At 75.5% G+C, this 20,433-nt stretch carries 18 protein-coding genes and 2 pseudogenes; 11 read left to right on the top strand and 9 right to left on the bottom strand.

Annotated elements, in window-relative coordinates:
• The first annotated feature begins 37 nt into the window (after positions 1 to 37).
• On the top strand, positions 38 to 652 hold the full coding sequence (fxsA, locus tag AS857_RS36100) for an FxsA family membrane protein (RefSeq protein ID WP_058047708.1): 615 nt from the start codon (positions 38 to 40) through the stop codon (positions 650 to 652).
• A gap of 167 nt (positions 653 to 819) precedes the next feature.
• On the opposite strand, the gene AS857_RS36095 is transcribed toward fxsA, so the two are convergent.
• Both AS857_RS36095 and yczE read right to left on the bottom strand, forming a co-directional pair.
• Entirely contained in the window at positions 820 to 1,194 is a 375-nt protein-coding gene (locus AS857_RS36095; RefSeq protein ID WP_004948858.1) for an RNA polymerase-binding protein RbpA, read from the bottom strand.
• Positions 1,195 to 1,450: 256 nt separating this feature from the next.
• Complete coding sequence (gene yczE, locus AS857_RS36090) at positions 1,451 to 2,068, bottom strand: membrane protein YczE (protein ID WP_058047789.1); 618 nt, start codon at positions 2,066 to 2,068, stop codon at positions 1,451 to 1,453.
• A 259-nt stretch (positions 2,069 to 2,327) separates the two neighbouring features.
• Between yczE and AS857_RS36085 the strand changes: the two genes are divergently transcribed.
• The gene (locus tag AS857_RS36085; RefSeq protein ID WP_058047707.1) at positions 2,328 to 3,851 is read left to right on the top strand and encodes an SCO1417 family PLP biosynthesis transcription factor; all 1,524 of its coding nucleotides are present in this window, start codon (positions 2,328 to 2,330) and stop codon (positions 3,849 to 3,851) included.
• A gap of 544 nt (positions 3,852 to 4,395) precedes the next feature.
• Here AS857_RS36085 and AS857_RS36080 read toward each other — a convergent pair.
• Together AS857_RS36080 and AS857_RS36075 are read right to left on the bottom strand one after the other, a co-directional pair.
• Positions 4,396 to 6,042 (bottom strand): hypothetical protein, encoded by a 1,647-nt coding sequence (locus AS857_RS36080; RefSeq protein WP_058047706.1) that lies wholly within the window; start codon positions 6,040 to 6,042, stop codon positions 4,396 to 4,398.
• 121 nt (positions 6,043 to 6,163) lie between these two features.
• On the bottom strand, positions 6,164 to 6,358 hold the full coding sequence (locus AS857_RS36075; protein WP_058047788.1) for a hypothetical protein: 195 nt from the start codon (positions 6,356 to 6,358) through the stop codon (positions 6,164 to 6,166).
• Between the two features lie 351 nt (positions 6,359 to 6,709).
• Here AS857_RS36075 and AS857_RS36070 point away from each other — a divergent pair, with 351 nt between their 5' ends.
• The 4 genes from AS857_RS36070 (at position 6,710) to AS857_RS36055 (ending at position 10,483) form a co-directional block, all read left to right on the top strand.
• On the top strand, positions 6,710 to 7,123 hold the full coding sequence (locus tag AS857_RS36070) for an ankyrin repeat domain-containing protein (protein WP_058047705.1): 414 nt from the start codon (positions 6,710 to 6,712) through the stop codon (positions 7,121 to 7,123).
• A gap of 263 nt (positions 7,124 to 7,386) precedes the next feature.
• Complete coding sequence (locus AS857_RS36065; RefSeq protein WP_058047704.1) at positions 7,387 to 8,574, top strand: glycosyltransferase family 4 protein; 1,188 nt, start codon at positions 7,387 to 7,389, stop codon at positions 8,572 to 8,574.
• Positions 8,574 to 9,515: an NAD-dependent epimerase/dehydratase family protein gene (locus AS857_RS36060; RefSeq protein ID WP_058047703.1), complete on the top strand. Its 942-nt coding sequence runs from the start codon at positions 8,574 to 8,576 to the stop codon at positions 9,513 to 9,515. The genes AS857_RS36065 and AS857_RS36060 overlap by 1 nt, the downstream gene beginning before the upstream one ends.
• Positions 9,512 to 10,483 carry a phytanoyl-CoA dioxygenase family protein gene (locus tag AS857_RS36055; RefSeq protein WP_058047702.1) on the top strand — a complete coding sequence of 324 codons (972 nt, stop codon included), beginning with the start codon at positions 9,512 to 9,514 and terminating at the stop codon, positions 10,481 to 10,483. The genes AS857_RS36060 and AS857_RS36055 overlap by 4 nt, the downstream gene beginning before the upstream one ends.
• A 118-nt stretch (positions 10,484 to 10,601) precedes the next feature.
• On the opposite strand, the gene AS857_RS41755 is transcribed toward AS857_RS36055, so the two are convergent.
• Positions 10,602 to 11,159: an aKG-HExxH-type peptide beta-hydroxylase gene (locus AS857_RS41755; protein WP_058047701.1), complete on the bottom strand. Its 558-nt coding sequence runs from the start codon at positions 11,157 to 11,159 to the stop codon at positions 10,602 to 10,604.
• Positions 11,160 to 11,368: 209 nt separating this feature from the next.
• Positions 11,369 to 11,620: pseudogene (locus AS857_RS42555) on the bottom strand (hypothetical protein); the annotation flags it as partial.
• Here AS857_RS42555 and AS857_RS38375 point away from each other — a divergent pair.
• Positions 11,615 to 12,067: pseudogene (locus tag AS857_RS38375) on the top strand (hypothetical protein); the annotation flags it as partial. The pseudogenes AS857_RS42555 and AS857_RS38375 sit on opposite strands and share 6 nt — an antisense overlap.
• 59 nt (positions 12,068 to 12,126) lie before the next feature.
• Positions 12,127 to 12,318, top strand: coding sequence for a hypothetical protein (locus AS857_RS36045; protein WP_058047700.1), 192 nt, complete (start codon positions 12,127 to 12,129; stop codon positions 12,316 to 12,318).
• A gap of 515 nt (positions 12,319 to 12,833) precedes the next feature.
• On the opposite strand, the gene AS857_RS36040 is transcribed toward AS857_RS36045, so the two are convergent.
• From AS857_RS36040 to AS857_RS36030, 3 genes are read right to left on the bottom strand one after another with little or no spacing between them, the layout of a single operon-like run.
• On the bottom strand, positions 12,834 to 13,673 hold the full coding sequence (locus AS857_RS36040; RefSeq protein WP_058047699.1) for a class I SAM-dependent methyltransferase: 840 nt from the start codon (positions 13,671 to 13,673) through the stop codon (positions 12,834 to 12,836).
• Positions 13,674 to 13,695: 22 nt separating this feature from the next.
• The gene (locus tag AS857_RS36035; protein ID WP_063804447.1) at positions 13,696 to 14,523 is read right to left on the bottom strand and encodes a class I SAM-dependent DNA methyltransferase; all 828 of its coding nucleotides are present in this window, start codon (positions 14,521 to 14,523) and stop codon (positions 13,696 to 13,698) included.
• 39 nt (positions 14,524 to 14,562) lie between these two features.
• On the bottom strand, positions 14,563 to 16,074 hold the full coding sequence (locus AS857_RS36030; protein WP_107105767.1) for a YcaO-like family protein: 1,512 nt from the start codon (positions 16,072 to 16,074) through the stop codon (positions 14,563 to 14,565).
• 185 nt (positions 16,075 to 16,259) lie between these two features.
• Here AS857_RS36030 and AS857_RS40200 point away from each other — a divergent pair, with 185 nt between their 5' ends.
• The 3 genes from AS857_RS40200 (at position 16,260) to AS857_RS36015 (ending at position 20,378) form a co-directional block, all read left to right on the top strand.
• A complete protein-coding gene (locus AS857_RS40200; protein WP_058047697.1) occupies positions 16,260 to 16,985 on the top strand; it encodes a sulfotransferase family protein in 726 nt (241 codons plus the stop codon).
• Positions 16,982 to 18,412 (top strand): sulfotransferase family protein, encoded by a 1,431-nt coding sequence (locus AS857_RS40195; protein ID WP_058047696.1) that lies wholly within the window; start codon positions 16,982 to 16,984, stop codon positions 18,410 to 18,412. The genes AS857_RS40200 and AS857_RS40195 overlap by 4 nt, the downstream gene beginning before the upstream one ends.
• 79 nt (positions 18,413 to 18,491) lie before the next feature.
• Positions 18,492 to 20,378, top strand: coding sequence for an ATP-binding cassette domain-containing protein (locus AS857_RS36015; RefSeq protein ID WP_058047695.1), 1,887 nt, complete (start codon positions 18,492 to 18,494; stop codon positions 20,376 to 20,378).
• Positions 20,379 to 20,433 lie beyond the last annotated feature (55 nt).

Raw genomic sequence — 20,433 nt, 5'->3', positions numbered from 1 at the left:
CCCCCGGGTTCCGCCGCAGGCCAGGCACACTTGAGGCATGACGTTCGGAGCACAGCAGACGATGAACGGCCGCCCGCCGCAGCGCCGGCGCGCCCGCAGGCTCATCCCTCTGGGAGTGGCCCTCTGGGCCGTCCTGGAGATCTGGCTGCTCACGCTGGTGGCCGGTGCCGCCGGCGGGCTCACCGTCTTCGCCCTGCTGGCCGGCGGCGTCGTCCTCGGCTCCTACGTGATCAAGCGGGCGGGACGGCGGGCCTGGAAGCGGCTGACGGTCTCCCTGCAGCCGGGCGGCGTGACCGCCGAGCCGGGAGCCCAGGAGACCGGCGGCAACGCCCTCACCATGCTCGGCGGCCTGCTGATCATCCTGCCGGGGCTGCTCTCCGACGTGGCCGGCCTGCTGTGCCTCTTCCCGCCCACCCGCGCCCTGCTGCGCAAGGCGGGGGAGCGGTGGCTCGACCGCCCGGCGGCCCCCGGCACCCTCGGGGACGCCTTCCGGCAGGCCCGCAGCGCCGATCTCGGCGGAATGGGTGGAATGGGCGGTCCGGGTGGCACGGGCGGCATGGGCGGGCCCGGCGGCAAGGTCGTCCAGGGCGAGGTCATCCGTGACGACGAGCCGCCGGCGCCGCGCCCCGGCGGCCCCCAGCTGCCCCGCTAGCCCGTCCGGCCCGCCGGCCTGGCCGGCCCTCCGGCCGCCGGCCTCTGGAGCGCGCCTCGCGCCGGCCGCATCGCACCGCCTGCACCGGCGCATGACAAGGGCCCGGGCCACTGCGTGAAGCAGTGGCCCGGGCCCTTGTCAATGCAATCTGCAATGGCTCCCGCCGGTCAGGCGGACTTGCGGGTGTCCCGCGGATGAACGGCAATGTTCATGGCGCCGGAGCGAAGGACCGCCAGCCGTTCGGCCAGCACCTCCTCCAGCTCCTCGCGGGTACGCCGCTCCATGAGCATGTCCCAGTGCGTACGCGCGGGCTTGCCCTTCTTCTCCTCAGGACCATCGCCGTCCACCAGGAGTGCCACGGCGCCACACGCCTTGCACTCCCACTCCGGCGGAATCTCCGCCTCTACCGAGAACGGCATCTCGAATCGATGGCCGTTCGGGCATGCGTACTCCACCGCCTGGCGCGGGGCCAGATCGATGCCGCGGTCGGTCTCGTAGCTGGTAACCACAAGTCGCGTGCCGCGGAGAGCTCGCTCACTCATGAATCGTGCCTCCCGGGCTTAGTCGCCCACAGGACAGGTGTCGCTGTCGTCGTCATCCGGTCAACGTCCGGTCGGCGGTGAAGATTCCCGTTGAGGGACATGCGTCGCCCGTCGTGCCGCCCCTTGTTGTACCCACCAACGCCCGTTTTGTCACATCTGGCAACGGATGTCACCCTGTGTTTCTGTCGCTTTAGCGTGCAGTAACGGTTCGTTCGGTGGGTCGAAGGCGTACACTACCGGCCCGCTCGATCCTGGCCTAAACCAGGTCCGGAATTTCGCGTCCGGCCGGGTGTACGGGGGCCGGAGCGGGGGCCTCCGGAAGGGCGAACAGGCGCAGGAAGAACTGCGACAGCGGGCCGATCGCCAGGGCGTAGAAGACCGTTCCCAGGCCCACCGAGCCGCCGAGCACGAACCCCGTCGCCAGCACGACCACCTCGATGCACGTGCGCACCAGCCGCACCGAGCGCCCCGTCCGGCGGTGCAGCCCCGTCATCAGCCCGTCGCGCGGGCCCGGGCCGAACCTGGCCGAGATGTACAGCCCGGTCGCCACCGCGCACAGCGCCACCGCGAAGGCCAGCAGCGGGATCCGTATCCACAGCGACCGCGGGTCGGGTACCACGCTCAGCGTCGCGTCCATGGCCAGGCCGATGACCAGCACGTTGGAGACCGTGCCCAGGCCGGGCCGCTGCCGCAGCGGGATCCACAGCAGCAGCACCAGCGCGCCGATCGCGATCGACGCCGTGCCGATCGACATCCCCGTGTGCTCCGCGACGCCCTGGTTCAGCACGTCCCACGGCGCGAGCCCCAGTCCCGCCCGCAGCTGCAGCGCCGCGCTCACCCCGTACAGCGCGAGCCCGACGTAGAGCTGCAGCAGCCGGCGGGCGAGAGACGCCCCTCCCGACGGGCCTTCCGGCGCGCTTCCCGGGCCTCCCGACGCGCCTTCCGACGACCCTTCCGACGGTCCCCCTGATGCGGACAACGGTTTCTCCTGACACTCGGCACGCGCCCCAAGGCGGCGTGGACGGTACAAGCGGCGGCCACCTGCAGTGGTGCAAGTGGCCTGCCGCATGACAGTCTGGAGAACAGGTGGACGCAAGATCCATGGCCAATCCTCGGAAGGTGGACCGATTCATATGAGTCATTGGACCTCCTCGGTGGGGGCGCAGAAGCTCGCCCGCCTCCTCGGCTCGCAGCGCGACCGCGAGGCACAGGGCGGCCGCGGCACCGTCACGCCGCTCGGCGGACGCCGCGCCCCCGCCTACCGCTCGCTCGCGGACGGCATCCGCCTGCTCGTCCTCGAAGGCCGCGTCCCCGTCGCCGCCCGGCTGCCCGCCGAGCGCGAGCTCGCCGCCGCCCTCTCCGTCAGCCGCACCACCGTCGCCGCGGCCTACGAAGCCCTGCGCAGCGAGGGCTTCCTCGAGTCCCGGCGCGGCGCCGGCAGCTGGACCGCGGTGCCCGCCGGCAACCCGCTGCCCACCCGCGCCCTGGACCCCCTGCCCCCGGAGGCCGCCGGCTCCGTCATCGACCTCGGCTGCGCCGCCCTGCCCGCCGTCGAGCCCTGGCTCGGCCGCGCCTTCCAGGGCGCGCTGGAGGAGCTCCCGCCCTACGCGGCCACCCACGGCGACTACCCCGCCGGCCTGCCCGCCCTGCGCCAGGCCGTCGCCGACCGCTACACCGCCCGCGGCGTGCCCACCATGCCCGAGCAGATCATGATCACCACGGGGGCCATGGGAGCCGTCGCCGCCATCTGCCGGCTCTTCGCCGGCCGCGGCGAGCGCGTCGCCGTCGACTCGCCCTCGTACGCCAACGTCCTCCAGCTCATGCGCGAGGCCGGCGCCCGCCTGGTGCCCGTCGCCATGGCCGACGGGCTCGGCGGCTGGGACCTGCCGGCCTGGCGCCAGGTGCTGCGCGACGCCGCCCCCCGCATGGCCTACGTCATCGGCGACTTCCACAACCCCACCGGCGCCCTCGCCACCGAGGAACAGCGCCGGCAGCTCGTCGAGGCGGCGCGCGCCGCCGGCACCCTGCTCGTCGCCGACGAGACCATGGCCGACCTCTGCCTGGAACCCGGCCTGGAACTGCCGCGTCCCGTCTGCGCCTTCGACCCCGCCGGCAACGCCGTCATCACCGTCGGCTCCGCCAGCAAGTCCTTCTGGGCCGGCCTGCGCATCGGCTGGGTGCGGGCCGCGCCCGAAGTGATCCGCAGCCTGGTCGCCGCCCGCGCCTACGCCGACCTCGGCACGCCCGTCCTCGAACAGCTCGCCGTCACCTGGCTGCTGACCACCGAGGGCTGGGACGCCGCCGTCGCCATCCGGCGGACCACGACGCGCGAGAGCCGCGACGCCCTCGTCGCGGCGGTCCGGCGCCACCTGCCCGAATGGGAGTTCGCCGTCCCGCGCGGCGGCCTCACGCTGTGGGTGCGCACCGGCGGCCTCTCCGGCTCCCGGATCGCCGAGGCGGGCGAACGGCTCGGAGTACGCGTGCCGTCGGGCCCCCGCTTCGGCGTCGACGGCGCCTTCGAGGGCTACGTCCGCCTCCCGTTCACCGTCACCGGCGCCGTCGCGGAAGAAGCGGCGTCCCGCCTGGCCGAGGCCGCCCGCCTGGTGGCGAGCGGCGCGACGGCGGCGGTCGAGGCGCCGCGGACGTACGTGGCGTGACGGGGGGCCGGGGGCCCGCCCGGTCACGCCTGACCTCGCCCGGGCCGGCAGCGTCATCCGCCACGGCGGCGGGCAACCGGCACCAACGTGCCCGGCGGTGCCGCGCCAACCTGAGGCGTGCGGGGGCCTGCCCGGGCAAGCCCGGGCTTGCCCGGGGGCGGCCGTCTGCCGGCCCGCCCCCGGCGGTGGCGACCGGGCCCGGGGTGCGCAGGGCACCGCCGGGCTGCGCCGTAGGGGCTGAGCGCCGCCGCGGCGGGATCACAGGTGCCGACACCTGTGATCCCGGATGGCGAGCAGCGTGCGGGTCGGCGGCCTTCCGCCGCCGCGACGGCGAGTTGCCGGGGACAGGATGTCGGGTGGTGCCGAGCCGGTCTGAGGTGTGTGAGGCGCCCGCCGGGCTGTGTCGTTGCGGCGGGGTTCACCGTTGCCCTTCGCCGGGTTCGGCGGCTTCTTCCGCCGCGACGGCGAGTTACCGGCGACAAGGTGATCGGCGGTGCCGAGCCGGCCTGAGTGTCGCCGTTGCGGGAGCGGGTGGCGGATCGGGCTACGTGGGTTGGACCGAGAAGGGGCCGGGTTCGCCTCCGGGGTGGGTGCCGGGGTGGCCGTCGTGGGCGTAGTTTTCCTCGGCGTGTTCGGCTTCCGTGGCCGGCCCGGGGTCGTGCGTGGGGGCTGCGCCGGACAAGCCCGGCAGCAGCGCCAGGATCGCCTGTCGTTCACGTTCGGACGTGTCCTCGTCGTACGGGTCGGGCGTCGACGGGACCTGCATCCGGTGGACCGGGCCCGAGCCGAGGCGGGCGTAGCCGCGTCCGGCCGGGGCCTCCGGCGGGGGCGTGCTCTGGGGCGGGGCGCCGAGTACGGAGCGCACCTGGTCGGCGGTGACGGCGCCGAGGACCACGCGGGCGCGCGTGTGCGTGAGCACCGGCTCGGAGAGCAGGGACGTGTTCGCCGCGTCGTCCAGGTGATCGCCCACCACGACGGTGACGTTGGCGATCCGCCCGTGCCGCAGCGGCACCTGCAGCAGCTCCTGGGGATCGGTCCGCCCCTCGCCCGCGGCGAGGTGGCTGAGCGCGGTGGGCCGGTCGACGAGGATCCACAGGGGGCGGCGGACGTCCTCGGGGGTCTGGTGGCCCTGCCGGCGGGCGTGGTTGGCCGTGAGGAGGCGCCGTTCGGTCTCGTGGGTGGCCCACTCCAGGGCGGCGAGGGCGCCGGCGGGCGAGGATTCGACGGCCAGGACGCCGTCCCGCCCGCGGAGGAAGGCGAATTCGCCGGATCCGCTGCCGTCGACGGCCACGACGTCGCCTTCCTGCAGGGCCTGCAGCGCGAGCGAGCGCAGCAGCGTGCTGGTGCCGGCGGCGGGCCGGCCGAGGACCAGCAGGTGCGGCTCGGTGGAGCGCTGGCCGGTGCGCCACAGCACCGGCGGCTCGTCGCTGCGGTCCGCGCCGTCGAGGAGGACGGGCAGGGTGCGGTGCACGGCGCCGGGGTCGGTGAAGCCCAGGACGCTCTCGCCGGGCGCGGTCACGAACCGCTGGGCGAAGATGTCGGCCGGCAGCGGCGGCAGGACGTACAGGTGGAGGCGGTTGGCCTCCTCGTCCCAGTCGAAGCGGTACTCCCGCCCGCGGCCGGCCTTCATCTGCAGCAACTGCTCGATCCTGGCCCGGGATTCCGGTTCGCCGTCGGTGAAGTAGGCCGGGTAGCGCAGCTCCAGGGAGACCAGCCGGCCGCCGTGGTCGAAGGCGTGGGACGCGAACGCCTCCTCGCGGTCGCCGTCGTACGCGTAGAGCGGTGCCGGGTCCTCCGGGACGGAGAGGTAGGGCACCAGGGCCTCGTACAGCGCCTGGAGCCGTTCGCCCTCGCCTTCGCGGGCCACGGTCTCGTGCGCGGAGCCGCGGTCGCGCCCGGCCCAGGCCGCCAGCGTCATCAGGGCGATGCCGGCGAGCGCGGGCCCGTACGGCACGAGCGCCACGATGGCGATGCAGGACCCCACCAGCAGCAGGGTGGGCCCGCGCCGGTCGCCCGGTGTCTGCGCCCACTTGCGCCACGCGCCGGCCGCCAGGGCGCGCAGTCCGCGCGCGATGACGATCAGCGGGTGGAATATGTCGGCCGCGCTGTCGGCCGCCGTGCGCGCGAGGTCCTGGCCGCGGGCGATCCGCCGGCTGCCGGTCAGGCTGCGGGGGAGCTGTCGTGGGTCCACGTCGGTCTCCTCCTGCGGACGGGGCGGCGGGGGCGGAACGGCCGCGTACGGGCGCGGAACGGGCGCGGAACGGGCGCGGCGGTCGCGCCCGGTGCCCGGCGGCCGTGCTCGTGGGGGGCGGTCAGAACTTGAGGCCGCCCAGGAGCCCGGCGAGGCTCGCGCTGCCCGCTCTGATGCTGGGGGCGATGGCGGTGCTGGAGAGGTAGAAGCCGAAGAGGGCGCAGACGATGGCGTGGCTGGCCTTCAGGCTGTCCTTGCGGAAGAACAGGAAGACGATGATGCCGAACAGCACGACGCCGGAGATGGACAGAATCATGACGTTCTCCTGAGTGGTCGAGGGGTTCACCATGAGCTCCTCAAGACTCACAGAAAGTATTAATGCGACAAAAGGACAGCGCAGTTCGATCACCGTCCGGAAGGCTTGATCGGCAAGGAGCGGATCTTCGTCCACGGATGGACAAAGAGGGGCAAACCGCCTGACCGCGGCTCCGGGCGGCATCTCGGGGAGCGAAACCGGCCACCGGCGCCGACTCCTGCGCGAGGGATTCCCAATTCACCCGAACGGGCGCGTCCGTGCCTGCCGGACACCGCGCCGCGACCGTACATAGGGTGGGAAGTACACCGACATCGCGTGCTGTCCAGGCGCCCAACCGGAGGACCGCAGACCATGACCGAGCAGACCCCCGAGACCGAGCCCGCCCACGACCCCGAGGTGCTCCAGCTCGCGGCCAAGGTCTTCGACCTGGCGCGCCACGGCGACACCGACACCCTCGCCGCCTACGTGGACGCGGGCGTGCCGGCCAACCTCACCAACGACCGTGGCGACTCCCTGGTCATGCTGGCCGCCTACCACGGCCACCTCGACGCCGTCACCGCCCTCCTGCAGCGCGGTGCGGACCCGAACCGGGCCAACGACCGCGGCCAGACGCCCCTCGCGGGCGCGGTCTTCAAGGGCGAGGACGAGGTCGTCCGCACGCTGCTGGCGCACGGCGCCGACCCGGCCGCCGGGGCTCCCTCGGCCATCGAGGCCGCGGGCGTGTTCGGCCGGCAGGACCTGCTGGAGCTCTTCCGGGGCGAGTGACCCCGGGGGCGGCCGGCCCTGCAGCGAGCGATCTGCTGGCTCAGGCGGTGTCCGTGCCGCGCCGGCGCCCCGGCCCGCCCGCACGCGGGCCCGGGCGCCCGGCGTACCCGGCACGCCGGGCTCGCGTGGCTCGCCCGGCTCGCCTGGCTCGATGACGAGGCTGGCTCGTTCGCGGTCTTCCGCAGCGGCGCGCCCCGGAGCGCAATGAGAGGCCGGTGGTTCGCGCCGGCAGCCGCCAAGCCCGCTCCGGAGGTCGCCCAGTCATGCGGATCGCCTACCTGCACTCTGGAAGCATTCCCTCCGTCTATGCCAACGGAGTGCACGTGATGCGGATGTGCGACGCGTTCACCGACGCCGGGCACGACACCGAGCTGTACGCCCTGCCCGGCACGGCCCCCGCGGAGGACGTCCACGCCTACTACGGCACCCGCAACCGCTTCCCCATTCGCACGCTCCCCCTGCCCTCGGTACCGGGGATCGGCGTCTGGCTCCGCGCCCGCCGCCTGCGCGCCGAGATCCTGCGCCACGGCGTCCCCGACCTGCTCTACGGGCGCGACCTGCACGGCCTCGTCGCCGCCTCCGGGCTCGCGCCGCTCGTCTACGAGACCCACCTCCTGTGGCACAGCAAGGCCGTCCGCGCGGCCGAACGGCTGCTCTTCCGCAGCCCCGGCCTCGCCCGCGTCGTCTTCGTCTCCCAGGCGCTCGCCGACGACTACCGCGCCGCCTTCCCCCGCCTCGGCGCCCGGCTGGGCGCCCGGCCGGGCACCGACCTCGTCACCGCCCACGACTGCGCCGACCCGGTCCCCGCGGGCGGGCCCGTGGCGGAACTCCCCGGCAGGCCGGGGGCCGTGAAGGCCGGCTACGTCGGCCACCTCTACCCCGGCCGCGGCACCGACGTCATCCTGGCCCTCGCCGGCCGTCTGCCCGACGTCGACTTCCACCTGGTCGGCGGCACCGAGCAGGACCTGGCCCACTGGCGGGGCCGCAACACCCGCACCAACGTCCACTTCCACGGCCACCTGCCGCCCGCCGCCCTGCCCCCGTACCACCGGGCCTTCGACATCGTCCTCGCCCCGTACCAGCAGCGCGTGGCCTGCGCCGGGGGCATCGGGGACATCGCCCGCTGGGTCTCCCCGATGAAGCTCTTCGAGTACATGGCGTACGGCAAGGCGATCGTCGTCTCCGACCTGCCGGTCCTCCGGGAGGTCATGGCCCACGGGCGCACCTGCCTGATGTGCCCGCCCGGCGACGTCGCGGCGTGGGCGGACGCCGTCATGGCCCTGGCCGGCGACCCGGCCCGGCGCCGGGCCCTCGGGGAGGCGGCCCGGCGGCAGCTGCTGGAGCGTCACACGTGGCGGGCGCGCGCCGACCGCGTCCTGCCGCCCGGGGGCAGGGCGGCGCCACAGGGCCCCGGGGAACCGGCGGACCTGCCCGGGGAAGGGCGGCCCTAGTGCGCGCCGTCGTCACCGGCGCGGCCGGCTTCATAGGCTCCCACCTCTGCGCGCACCTCCTGGCCGCCGGCGACAGCGTCGCCGGCATCGACGCGCTCACCGACTCCTACGACCCGGCCCTCAAAGAGCGCAACCTGCGCGGCCCGATGAGCTGCCCGGCCTTCACCTTCCACCGCGCCGACCTGCTGGACGCCGCGCTCGACCCGGTGCTCGACGGCGCGGACGTCGTCTACCACCTCGCCGCCCAGCCCGGCATCCGGCCGTCGTGGGGACGCGAGTTCGCCCTCTACGCCGACCGGAACGTCCTGGCCACCCAGGTGCTGCTGGAAGCCGTCCGGGAGCGCCCGCTGGCCAAGTTCGTCTACGCGTCCAGCTCCTCCGTCTACGGCGACGCCCGCGCCTTCCCGACCGCCGAGACCGCCTGCCCCCGGCCCGTCTCGCCCTACGGGGTGACCAAGCTCGCGGCCGAGCACCTGTGCGAGCTGTACCGCACGGCCTACGGGGTGCCCGCCGTCGCCCTGCGGCTCTTCACCGTCTACGGGCCCCGGCAGCGGCCGGACATGGCCTTCGCCCGGCTCCTGGCCGCGGCGCGGGGCGGCCCGCCGTTCCCGCTCTACGGCGACGGCGAGCAGACCCGCGACTTCACCTACGTCCGGGACGTCGTCACCGGCATGCGGGACGCGGCCCTGTCCGGCTTCACCGGCGTGGCCAACATCGGCGGCGGCTCGCCGGTGTCCATGAAACAGGCCATCGCCGCCGTGGAAAGCGTCGCCGGGCCCGTCGCCGTGGTCCCGCGGCCACCCGGGCCGGGCGACGCCCGGCACACCGGAGCCGACATCACCGTCGCCGCCCGCGCCTTCGGCTTCCGCCCGCGGACGGCACTGCACGACGGGATCGCGGCCATGGCCGGCGGCCGGGAGCGCCGGGACGGGGCGTCGTGACGGGGCCGGAGGCCGGGCCGGACGCCGGGGCGGCCCCCGGGCCGGTCCCCGGTGCGGCCCCCCGGCCCGCGGCCGGGCCCGCCGCCCTGCACACCGTCGAACCCGGCCCGTACGGCATCCCCGTCTCCCTGCGGCACGTCCTCGACGGCGCCCTCGTGGTCGTCAAGGGCGGACTGCGCCACATCGGCGCGCTGGGGACGATCCGGCGGGAGGCCGCCCGCGCCGTGGCCGCCGCCCTGCCGGCGGCCGGTGCGTCCCGGGTCTCCGCGGCGCTGGAAAACGCGCACCGCCACGCGGACACCGCGCAGATCGAGGCCGTCCGCACCGACCTGGAGACCCGGCTGCGGCCCTTCTCCCGCACCGTCCTGCACGACGTGGCCAGGGCCCTGGAACCGCAAGGAGCCCGGCTCTACCTCAGCGGGCACCTCGGGATCCGCATCATGCCGCCGCAGCGCTCGGTCGGGGCCGGGGCGGGGGGAGACGAACTGGCCGGACTCGAAGGCTTCCTGACCCCGCGCGACGCCCACGTCGACTCCTGGTTCAACACCGCCGTCAACTCCGTCAACCTCTGGATGGCCGTCGGCCCGGTCCGCAGCGGCAACGGGCTCTTGTTCCACCCCGACGCGTACCGGCGCCCCCTCCGTCACGACGGGCACACGCTCCTGCCCGGCCAGCAGATCGGCGCCCCGGTCGACATCGAGCTGGACCCCGGCGACATCCTCCTCTTCGCCGGCGACCACCTCCACGCGTCCCAGCCCAACACCACGGACGAAACCCGCTTCGTCATCACGAAGCGCCTGTGCGTAGGGGTACCGCGATACCCACCGCGGGCAACGGGCTGGGTCCCGTACGAGGACCCCCGTCTCTGGGGGACACGGTGGGAACACTGGGCGACGTGGCGGTCCCGCCTGACAGCGGGGGGCGTGAGGGATGCGCTGAGGACGGCGCGGGGGCGCGGGGGGATGTGACTTCGCGGACGGGTGGGATGCCGGGCCCGTGCGCCCCCCCGATGCCGTAGGCATCCGTTCGCGCCGTCACGGCGAGGCGTGGATGCGCGCAGTTCGGCTCTGCCCCGCCGGCCAGGCCCTACGTGGTGTCCCGTGCGATCGTCGCGCACTGCCGCAGCAGCCCCGCCCCGTGCTCCGTCAGGCTCGTTCGGTGCGTGGCCAGGGACGTTACCGCCGTTCGCAGGTTCGTCAGCAGGCGGTCGTGGCGGGTACGTACCGCCGCCGTCCCGGCGGCAGGGAGCGCAGCCTCGTCCGCCGTCCGGCGGTGGAGGAGGACGCACCGGGCCAGGACCACCGTCTGCTGGAACAGTCCGCTGAGCGGGCGCGGGTCGGGCCGCAGGGGCGTGGCCAGGGGGCCCGCCGTGTCGTCGGCCGCGGGGCGCAGGAACGGCGCCCGCACGCCTGCCACGTTGCAGCGGTTGTGCGTGCCCTCGTGGACCAGTGCCTCGGCCAGCCGGGCCGGGCCGGGCAGCCCGGAGCGGGTCGCCGAGAGCCGCCTGCGGTTGATCAGGACCGCGCCGTGGACGGTGAAGTCGGTGAATCCGTCGATCGCCATGCCGTCCAGGAGCGCCACTTGGCGGACCACGGTGCGGAGTTCGTCGAGCATCTCGGGCCACACGTCCTGAAGCAGCCGCACCGCCGCCTCCAGGGCCTCCCGGTCGGCGGTCCGCCACGGGCCGAGCGCGGCCGTGACCGGCTGCCCGTCGGCCCCGGGCCGGGACGGCAGCTGGGCCAGGGCGCGCCGCAGGCTGCGCAGCAGGTGGGGGTGGTCCGCCGGGCCGGCGAGCTCGACGGGCCACGCGGCGGGCCCGGTCGCGGTCGGGGGCGGGCGGGGGCGGGGCGGGGGTCCTCGTCGGGGATGGCGGCCGTGCGCTCCTCGACGATCGAGCGGACCCTGGCGCGGGCCTCGTCGTCGTTGAGCCGCAGGCCGGCGTAGAGGCACTGCTGGACGGCGGCCTCGCAGCCGGCGCCGAGCCCGTGCTGCCACAGCGGGACGGGCCGCTCCTCGGAGACGATGACCTCGGTGGTCATCACGAGCACCGGGGCGTCGGCGTTGACGCTGTTGTCGCCGGTCAGCAGGCCGACCTTGGCGGCGCCGTCTGGGAGGAGGTCATCATCCACCTCCCGGAGTCGGTGACCCTGGTCTCCCTGTCGGCCACCGTCTCCAACGCCGAGGAGTTCGGCGACTGGCTGGACACCGTGCGCGGCGACACCGAGGTCATCGAGCGCCTCCAGCGCAGCCGCATCTGGACGCCCGGCCGCCGTGGTCCGTCTCCTCCTCGAAGAGGTCGTACATCCGCCTGCCGGCGAGCACGTGCTCGCCGGCCGGCGGATGTACGACCTCTTCGAGGAGGAGACGGACCACGGCGGCCGCGGCGCCGCGGCCGCCGGGGGCCGGCCCCCGGCGGCCGACCGGACCCGTGCCCGCCCCTTCGCCCCCGCTCCCGCCTGCGCGCCGCGCGGCGCGAGGTCAACCCCGACCTGCTGCGCATGGCCCGCATGGAGAACAGCCGCACCATCTTGCCGCGGCGGCGCTCGCGCGGGTTGTAGGTGCGGCTGTTCTCCATGCGGGCCATGCGCAGCAGGTGGGGGTGGTCCGCCAAGTGGCGCTCCTGGACGGCATGGCGATCGACGGATTCACCGACTTCACCGTCCACGGCGCGGTCCTGATCAACCGCAGGCGGCTCTCGGCGACCCGCTCCGGGCTGCCCGGCCCGGGGCCGACGGGCAGCCGGTCACGGCCGCGCTCGGCCCGTGGCGGACCGCCGACCGGGCACGGGCTCGGCGCCGGCTAACGGGTGGGCCGGGCCGGGCAGCCCGGAGCGGGGCGCCCCGCCCCCGCCCGCCGACCAGCAGGCGCTGCAGCGCCTGCTGGTCGGCGTGCGCCGTCGTGAGGTCCGGTTCGACGTCCACGCAGTCCTCCTGCCTCGTCCCCGTAGCCACCCCCGCCCCCGGCCCGCCCCCGCCCGCCCCGGTCGCACGGAGCGGCCGACCGGACCCGTGCCCGGTCGGCCGCCGGAGTGCGGTCCGCGCAGCGCGGCCGGGCTACTCCTCGAACGGTATGTCGACCATGAGGGCGAGCTCGGGGAGCTCCTCGGCCGGGACTTCCTGGACTTCTACGATGTCCTGGGGCATTTCCGCTCCTTCGGCGGTGAGGGGTCTTGCGTTCGACGAGGCGTCGGAACACCGGCGCACCCGGCTGACATGGTGCCTGCGGGACACCGTGATCGCCATGGTGGAACGGGCCGTTCCGAGCCGCCCGCACCCGCCCGCCGACCAGCGGTTTCCGCGTATCCACGGCCGCCGTGGCTCAAAGGACGTCCTTCCCGGCGTCCGGCGCGGGCTTGCGGGCCAGCAGCGAGAACGAGAGCGGCACGGCGGGGACGCCGGCGGGCAGGTGCCACCACCCGTCGTCGCGCTCCTCCAGGAAGGGGAACATCGGCCAGGCCACGAACGGCCACTCGTGCAGGAACTCGATGGCGAGCCCCGCCTCCAGCAGCGCGTTCACTATGTCTCCCAGGGCGTGCCCCCAGGAGAACTCCCAGCCGTCCGCCTCGGCCTCCGGCACCGCCAGCGGGCTGCGGTAGCGCCAGCGCAACGGCTCGCCGGAGCCGAAGTACGGGTAGCGGACGGCGAGTTCCCGGCTGTCCGTGCGGTTGTCGAAGAGCCAGGCCGTCGGGTGGGACTCGAAGAGGTAGAACCGGCCGCCCGGCGCCGTGAACCGCGCGACGACCGCCGCCCACCGGCGCAGGTCCGGCAGCCAGCCGAGCACCCCGTGCGAGGTGTAGACGAGGTCGAAGGTCTCGTCCAAGTGCCGCGGCAGGTCGTAGACGTTGGCGCAGAGGAACCGGGCCGACGGTGCGACGTCGCGGGCCAGGGAGCGCGCCGTCGCCGTCCCCTCGGCGGAGAAGTCGACGCCGGTCACGCGCGCCCCGAGCCGGGCCCAGGAGAGGGTGTCCAGCCCGACGTGGCTCTGCAGGTGCAGCAGGGACAGGCCCGACACGTCGCCCACCTCCTCGACCTCCAGCCGGCGGATCCGCATGCCGCCGCGGCGGAAGTCGTCCAGGCCGTAGAAGGCGGAGGCGGCCTTCAGGGGCGTCCACGCCTCCCACTGCCGCCGGTTCTCCGCCATGTACGCCTCGGGGTCCATGGCCGCCCTCCCTTCCCCCGGGTCACTCCGGGCGCTCGTAGACGGAGACGTGGTACGCGCTGGACGACGTGAACGGCGCGCCCGTCCAGTCGCCCCAGCGCTCGCGCAGCCGCAGCCCCGCGAGGCGCGCCATCAGGTCCAGCTCGCCCGGCGCCGCGTACCGGAACGACACCGTCGTACGGTGCATGCCGAGGCCGTCCGGGCCCTTGTCGAGGACGACGTAGTGGGAGCGGTAGCGCTGCGCCGCCCGGTCGGTCTCCCGGAACCGCACGACGACCTCGCCGTCCCCGGTCGGCAGCACCTGGCCGCCCGTGGACCGGTCGTCCGCGAGGGCTTCGGGCACGTGCGCGTCCAGGACGAACAGGCCGCCGGGGCGCAGCCGCCGGGCCGCGCCCGCGAAGCAGTCCACCTGGGCGTCCTGGCTGGGCAGTTCGGCGAACGTGCCGCTGACGACGTAGACGAGCGCGTACGTCCCCGGAATGCCGGTATCGGCCCCATCCCCGGCCCCATCCCCGGCCCCGTCCCCGGCTCCGGCTCCGGTATCGGCTCCGGACCCGACCGCGCTGAAGTCCCCCATCGTCACCGGGATGTGCTCGCCGCCGGACTTGGCCCGCAGCTGCTCCACCATGGCCGGGGAGGCGTCGATGCCGTGGACCTCCACGCCGCGCGCCGCGAGCGGCACCGCGATCCGGCCGGTGCCGATGCCCAGCTCCAGGGCCGGCCCCGGCCCGGCCGCCGCGGCGAGCCCGGCGAGGGCCTCCACGGTGGCCGCGGTGGTGCCGGACGCGGCGAACCAGGAGTCGTAGCGGGCGGCGAAGGCGGTGTAGTCCGGCGAGCCGGATGAGGTCATGGTCGGGCCCTTTCTCGCGGTCGGCCGGCCGGCGGGCGGTCAGCCGAAGGGATGGGGGAGCGCGCCGGGCATCCGGCTGTCGTCGGCGGGCAGGGGCCGGGCACCGGGGGCGATCACCCGCACCACGTGAACGCCTTCCGCGCGGATGCCGGGGGTGTCGGTGTCGACGAGCAGCACGTCGCCGCCGGTGTGCGCGGCGAGCGCGGCAAGCCCGCCGGACGGTTCGGCCGGTTCGGCCGGCCGCCGGTCGCAGGCACTCCGTCCGTACGGCGCTCGTACCGCGTCCACGGGCCCGCCGCCGGACCCGTCCACAGGGTCGCCTGGTCGCGTCCCCGGCCCTTCCCGCCGCGGCCGGGGCGGTGTGGCGTCGCTGTGCCCGTCCGGTTGCGTTGCGGGGCCCTTCCGTCCCGGCCGGGGCGTCGTGGCGTCGCCGTGCCCATCCGTCGCCCCGTCCGTCCGGTTCTCCGGCCCGGACCGGTCCGGCCGCGCCCCGGTCGCGTCGCTCCGCCCGCCGTCAAGCGCATCCCCCGCCCCGCCACGCCCTCGCCCCGTCCAGTGCCCCAGCGCGTCGTGCCCGTGGAAGGCCCACAGGGCGTGTTCCAGGGCCGTGCGGGGTGGGGTGCGGCCGCCCCAGCCTTCCCAGGTGCGCAGGGCCACGGGGCTGGTCATGCTCCAGCGCACCATCAGGGCCTCGTAGGCGGCCCTGGCCACCGTGCCCGCGCGGTCGCCCGCCCGCGCGCAGCGGGCGCCGAAGCTCTGGCCGGGGCTGCCGGGCGGCGCCCCGCCGTGGACGCAGACCACGACGCACTCCGTGCCGGCGGGTGCGGGCAGCGTCAGGAGCGTGGCCCGCAGGCCCAGGGCGGTGAGGAGGAGCCGTACGGGCCCGGGTATCAGGTCGTCGGCGGGGACGGTGCGCGGCGGGGGCGCACCGGGCCCGTACCAGCTGCGCCGGATCAGGTCCCGTTCGAGGAGTTCGAGGGCGGCGTGAGCGGCCGCGGCCGCCCGGTCGGGCCGGGCTCCCAGGCCCGTCGAGCCCGCCCCCGACGTCGTGCCGCAGCCGGGCGGCGGGCGGTGCTGGAGGAACACCTCGCCCGCCGGGACGAGCAGTTCGGCGCCGGTGAGCGCGGAGCGGGCCGGGACCCACAGCTGGCGCACCGCACGCCCGGCCGTCCCGCCCGAGCCGTCGCCGAGCTCCGCCGGGTCCAGGGCGGGCACCCCGCGCCGCCGCCAGCCGTCGTGGTCGCCCACCCAGCGCGCCGCGCTCTCGGCGGCCCGTCCGGCCAGCACGTTGCCCATGCGCTCCAGCAACTCGCCCCGGGCACGCAGCGCGACGTCGGCGCGGTCGTCGCCGGCGGCGCTGCCGATGAGGACCCGGCCCGCGCCGCTCGCGCTCGTCCGGCCGAATTCCGGTGACCGCGCGGCCGTGCGCGCGAAGACCACGCCCGGGCCCTCGGCGAACGGGGCGAACACCTCGGGCCGCCAGCGCGGCGCACGTCCGGAGCCGTCCGGGGACGGCGCGTCTCCCGGGGCGTCCGGGTGAGGTGTGGTCATCGCCCTCGATTGGACCAAAGGCGCAGCGTCAGCACAACGGCACCCGGCGCAACCGGCGTCGCGGCAGTGAATTCCGGCCGCCCGGCGCGCCGTTGACAATTCCGTGCGATCCGGCACGGTGGCGACGGCGCACGGGCCGCCCGGCCCCGCACCGTCCCGCCACCCCGCGAGGAGGCCGCGAACACATGACAACCGACCGCGCAGTCCGCCCCGGATCCGTTCCCCGCCCGGGCCCGGGTCCCGTCCCCCGCCCCGGACCGCCGTCCCCCGCCGCCCGGCCGAAGGTCTTCGGCATCGGCCTGTCGCGCACCGGAACCCGGTCCCTGACCGTCGCCCTGCGCACGCTCGGCTTCGACGTGGCCCACTACCCGGCCGACCCGGGCACCTACGCGGCGCTCCTCGCCGGCACCGCCCGCTTCCCGCTGCTCGACCACCGCGACGGCATCACCGACATCACCGTCGTGCCGTACTACCAGGACCTGGACCGGGCCTGGCCGGGCGCCAAGTTCATCCTCACCGTCCGCGAGGAGGAGGGCTGGCTGGCCTCCTGCCGCACCCACTGGAAGCCGGCGATCGACGGCAAGGCCGGCCGGAGCGACGTCTACCCGCAGCTGCAGCGCTTCCTGCGGGCCGCCGTCTACGCGAGCCACGAGTTCGACCCCGAGCGGTTCCGTACGGTCGCGCGCCGCCACACCGCCGAGGTGCTCCGCCACTTCGCCGGCCGCCCCGGCGACCTGCTGGTCCTCGACATCACCGCCGGACAGGGCTACGAGCGGCTGGCGCCCTTCCTCGGCGTCCCCGTCCCCGGCGGACCCTTCCCGCACACCAACGCCTACGCGAGGGTCCCGGCCGAGGGCGCCGCAGCCGGCGGCACCGCCGGGCCCGCCGCGTCCGCCGGGGGTGCGCGGTGAGCGCGTCCGGCCGGATCCGGACCCTCCCCGGGGACTTCTCCCCGCCCGGCGGGCGCCCCGTCGACCTGGTCCTGCGGACGGTCGGCGAGCGCACCACCGAACTCGCCCTGCGCCTCGCCCTCGAGAACATCCGCCCGAACCGCGTCCACATCGCCGAAAACATCCGGCCGTTGTCCGCGGCCGTGGACCGGATCCTCGCCATCGACCACCACGAGGCCTCGCACGTCGTCCACTTGGACGCCGACTGCCTCGTCCTGGAGGACATGCGGCCGTTCCTGGACGCCAACGAACTGGCCTACACCGACTGCTTCGTGCACGACCGCTTCCGCGGCCGGGTCCACTGCGGCGTGCACATCACCCGGGCGGACCTGGTGCGGGGCATGCGCCGGGCGGACGTCGGAGCGTTCGCGCGGGACTGGCTGGGCCCCGTGCTGCGCCCCGAGGCCTTCCGCCGCCACCTCGCCCGCCGGGAGCTCCAGCCCGGCGTCCAGCTCAAGGGGTTCCGCATCCTCCACGACCACCTCCAGGACCACGCCGACATCTACGCCAAATACGCGCTGCGCGAGCTGCGCAGCCGCGACGAGGGCTCCCGGGCGCGCCTGGAGGCCGCCATGGCGCAGTGGGGCGACGGCCCCGACTTCACGGTCGCGCGGGAGGCGGTCCGGCACAGCCGCGAGCGCGTGCCGCACGACGTGACGCCCGATCAGCTCGCCGCCCGCATCGAAGAGCTGCCCGCCGTCGCGGCGCGCGAGACCGCGGCCCTCGGACTGCCGCCGCTGCCGCCCCCGGCCATGGCCGACGTGTACGCGGCCGCCGAGGCCTTCCCGCGCGAGGAGCGGGCCAAGGTCTTCGGGCTCGGCCTGCCCGGCACGGGGACCCGCAGCCTCACCACCGCGCTGCACGAACTGGGCTTCGACCTCGCCTCGTTCCCCTTCGGCGCGGGGGACGCTGCCGCCCTGCGCCGCGGCGACGGCCGCTTCCCCGCCCTGCGCCACTACGACGGGCTGGCCGACGTCTTCGCCCTGCCGCACCTCGCCGAGCTGGACGCCCTCCACCCCGGTGCCCGGTTCGTGCTGACCGTGCGCGACAAGGAGGGCTGGCTGCGCGCCGCCGAGCGCTTGTGGGACACCGGCTGGCCCGAGGGTGCACCCGCCGCGGAGCGGGCCGCGCAGCGCGAGGCCCGACGGCTGTTCCAGGAGCGCGTCTGCGGCGGGCACGGCTTCGACCGGGAGCGGCTGGCCCAGGTGTACGACGCCCAGGCCGCCCGCGTCCGCGCGTACTTCGCGCGCCGCCCCGGCGACCTGCTGGTCCTCGACGTCTGCGGCGGCGAGGGCTGGGAGAAGCTCGCGCCCTTCCTCGGCCGGCGGACCCCGGCCGTGCCCTTCCCGCACACCAGGACGAATCCGCTGGACCTCCTGCCCCGCTGAAGCGGTCCTGCATCCCCTAAAGGGCCACGGGCCGGAGAGTTCCGCCACGCGGCGGCCGGTGTGACGGCACCATGACCCGGTGACGAACGCCGCCGCCCCGCGCACCCCCGCCCCCGCCGCGCAGCAGGAACTCGACCTCGGCTGGGACGACCCGCACTTCCACCGCGTGGCCTCCGCGAGCCTGCGGCAGATGGCGGGCCGGCTGCCGGCGGTCCTCGGCCGGGCGGCCCGGCTGGGGTGGGCGGCGGACCGGGCGGCCACGGTGCAGATACTGGTCGCCCAGTGCGTGGCGGCCGCGGCCGCGGCGGTCGCGCTCGCCGCCACCGCGCGCGTCATGACCGGGCTCTTCGGCTCCGGCACGGCCGCCCAGCACCTGTACGCGGTGCTGCCCGCGCTCACCGTCGCCGCCGCGGCCGCCGCCGTGCGCGCCTGCGCGGACGCCACGGCCCAGTACGCCGCCCTGCGGCTGGCCCCCGAGGTCACCGCCCTGGCCGACGAGCGCATCCTGGCCGACACCCCCGAGGTCGAGCTGACCGCCTACGACCGGCCCGACTTCAACGACGCCCTGCAGGCCGCTGGCACGGGCGCCCAGGCCACCCAGGACCTGATCACCGACGCCCAGGTGCTGCTCTCCGCCGTCGCCCAGCTCATCGCCGCGGCGGTCGTGCTCACCGCCCTGCACCCCCTGCTCCTGCCCCTGCTGGTCCTCGCCGTGCTGCCCAAGGGAGCCGCCGCCGTCGCCGCGGCCCGCATCGCCCACCGCGCCGCCCACACCAGCCTCGCCGACAACCGGCTGCGCTACCTCCTGCGCCGCTTCAGCACCGAGCCGCGCACGGCCGCCGAGATCCGGGCCGGCACCATGGCCCCGTACCTGCGCCAGTGGTACGCCCACCTCACCGACCGGATCCGCACCCGGCACCGCGCCGCCGCCCCCCGCGTGCTGCTGGTGACCCTCTGCGGCGCGGCCGGATCCGGCACCATGCTCGCCCTCACCTGGCTGACCGTCGGCGCGCTCGTCCTCGGCGGCGCCATGGGCCTGGCGGTCGCCGCCACCGCGGTCGTCGCCGTACGGGCCTCCACGGCCGCGCTGACCTCCCTGGTCATGGCGGGGGCCCGGCTCTTCCGCACCTCGCTCTACCTCCAGGACTGGCAGGCGTTCCTGGACCTGGCCGAGGAGCTCAGGGCCGTACGCGGCCCGCTGCGGCTCGGAGCCGGCGGCCCCCGGGAGATCCGCGCCCACGACGTCTCCTACCGTCACCCCGGCGCCCCGCCCGGAAGGCCCGCCCTCGACGGCGTCAGCGTCACCCTGCGCTCGGGCGAACTCGTCGCGCTGGTCGGGGAGAACGGCTCCGGGAAGACCACCCTCTCCCGGCTGCTGACGGGGCTGTACCTGCCCACAGCCGGACGGGTCACCTGGGACGGCACCGACCTCGCCGAGACCGACCCCCACGACGTCTGGTCGCGGGTCGGGCTGGTCCCGCAGGACTACACGCGCTGGCCGATGGCGGCCCGCGAGAACATCACCCTGGGCCAGCCCCGCGGCGGCGACGACCTGGTGCACGCCGCGGCCCGCGCCGCGGGCGCCGACAGCGTCCTCGACGGCCTCCCGGGCGGCCTGGACGCCCTCCTCGCCAAGTCGTTCTGGGGCGGCCACGACCTCTCCGGCGGCCAGTGGCAGCGCTTCGCCGTGGCGCGCGCCTTCTACCGCGAGGCCGCCGTCCTCGTCCTCGACGAACCCACGTCCGCGATGGACCCGCGCGCCGAGCACACCGTCATCAGCCGCTTCAAGGAGCTCGCCGCGGGACGCGCCGCCGTGTTCGTCACGCACAATCTGACCAACACCCGCATCGCCGACCGCATCGTCGTCCTCGCCGCGGGCCGCGTCGTGGAGGAGGGCACCTTCGAGGAACTCGCCGTCGGGGGAGGACTCTTCGCAGAGCTGTACAAACTGTCCCAGGACCGGTGACGCGGCGCGGGGCCGGGAGGTCGCGGCAACGCCGGGTTCTTAGAACCCTCTTACC

The sequence above is a fragment of the Streptomyces roseifaciens genome (genome assembly GCF_001445655.1).
In the GTDB taxonomy this organism is placed as follows: domain Bacteria; phylum Actinomycetota; class Actinomycetes; order Streptomycetales; family Streptomycetaceae; genus Streptomyces; species Streptomyces aureoversilis.
This window is presented reverse-complemented; position numbering and strand designations above follow the sequence as displayed.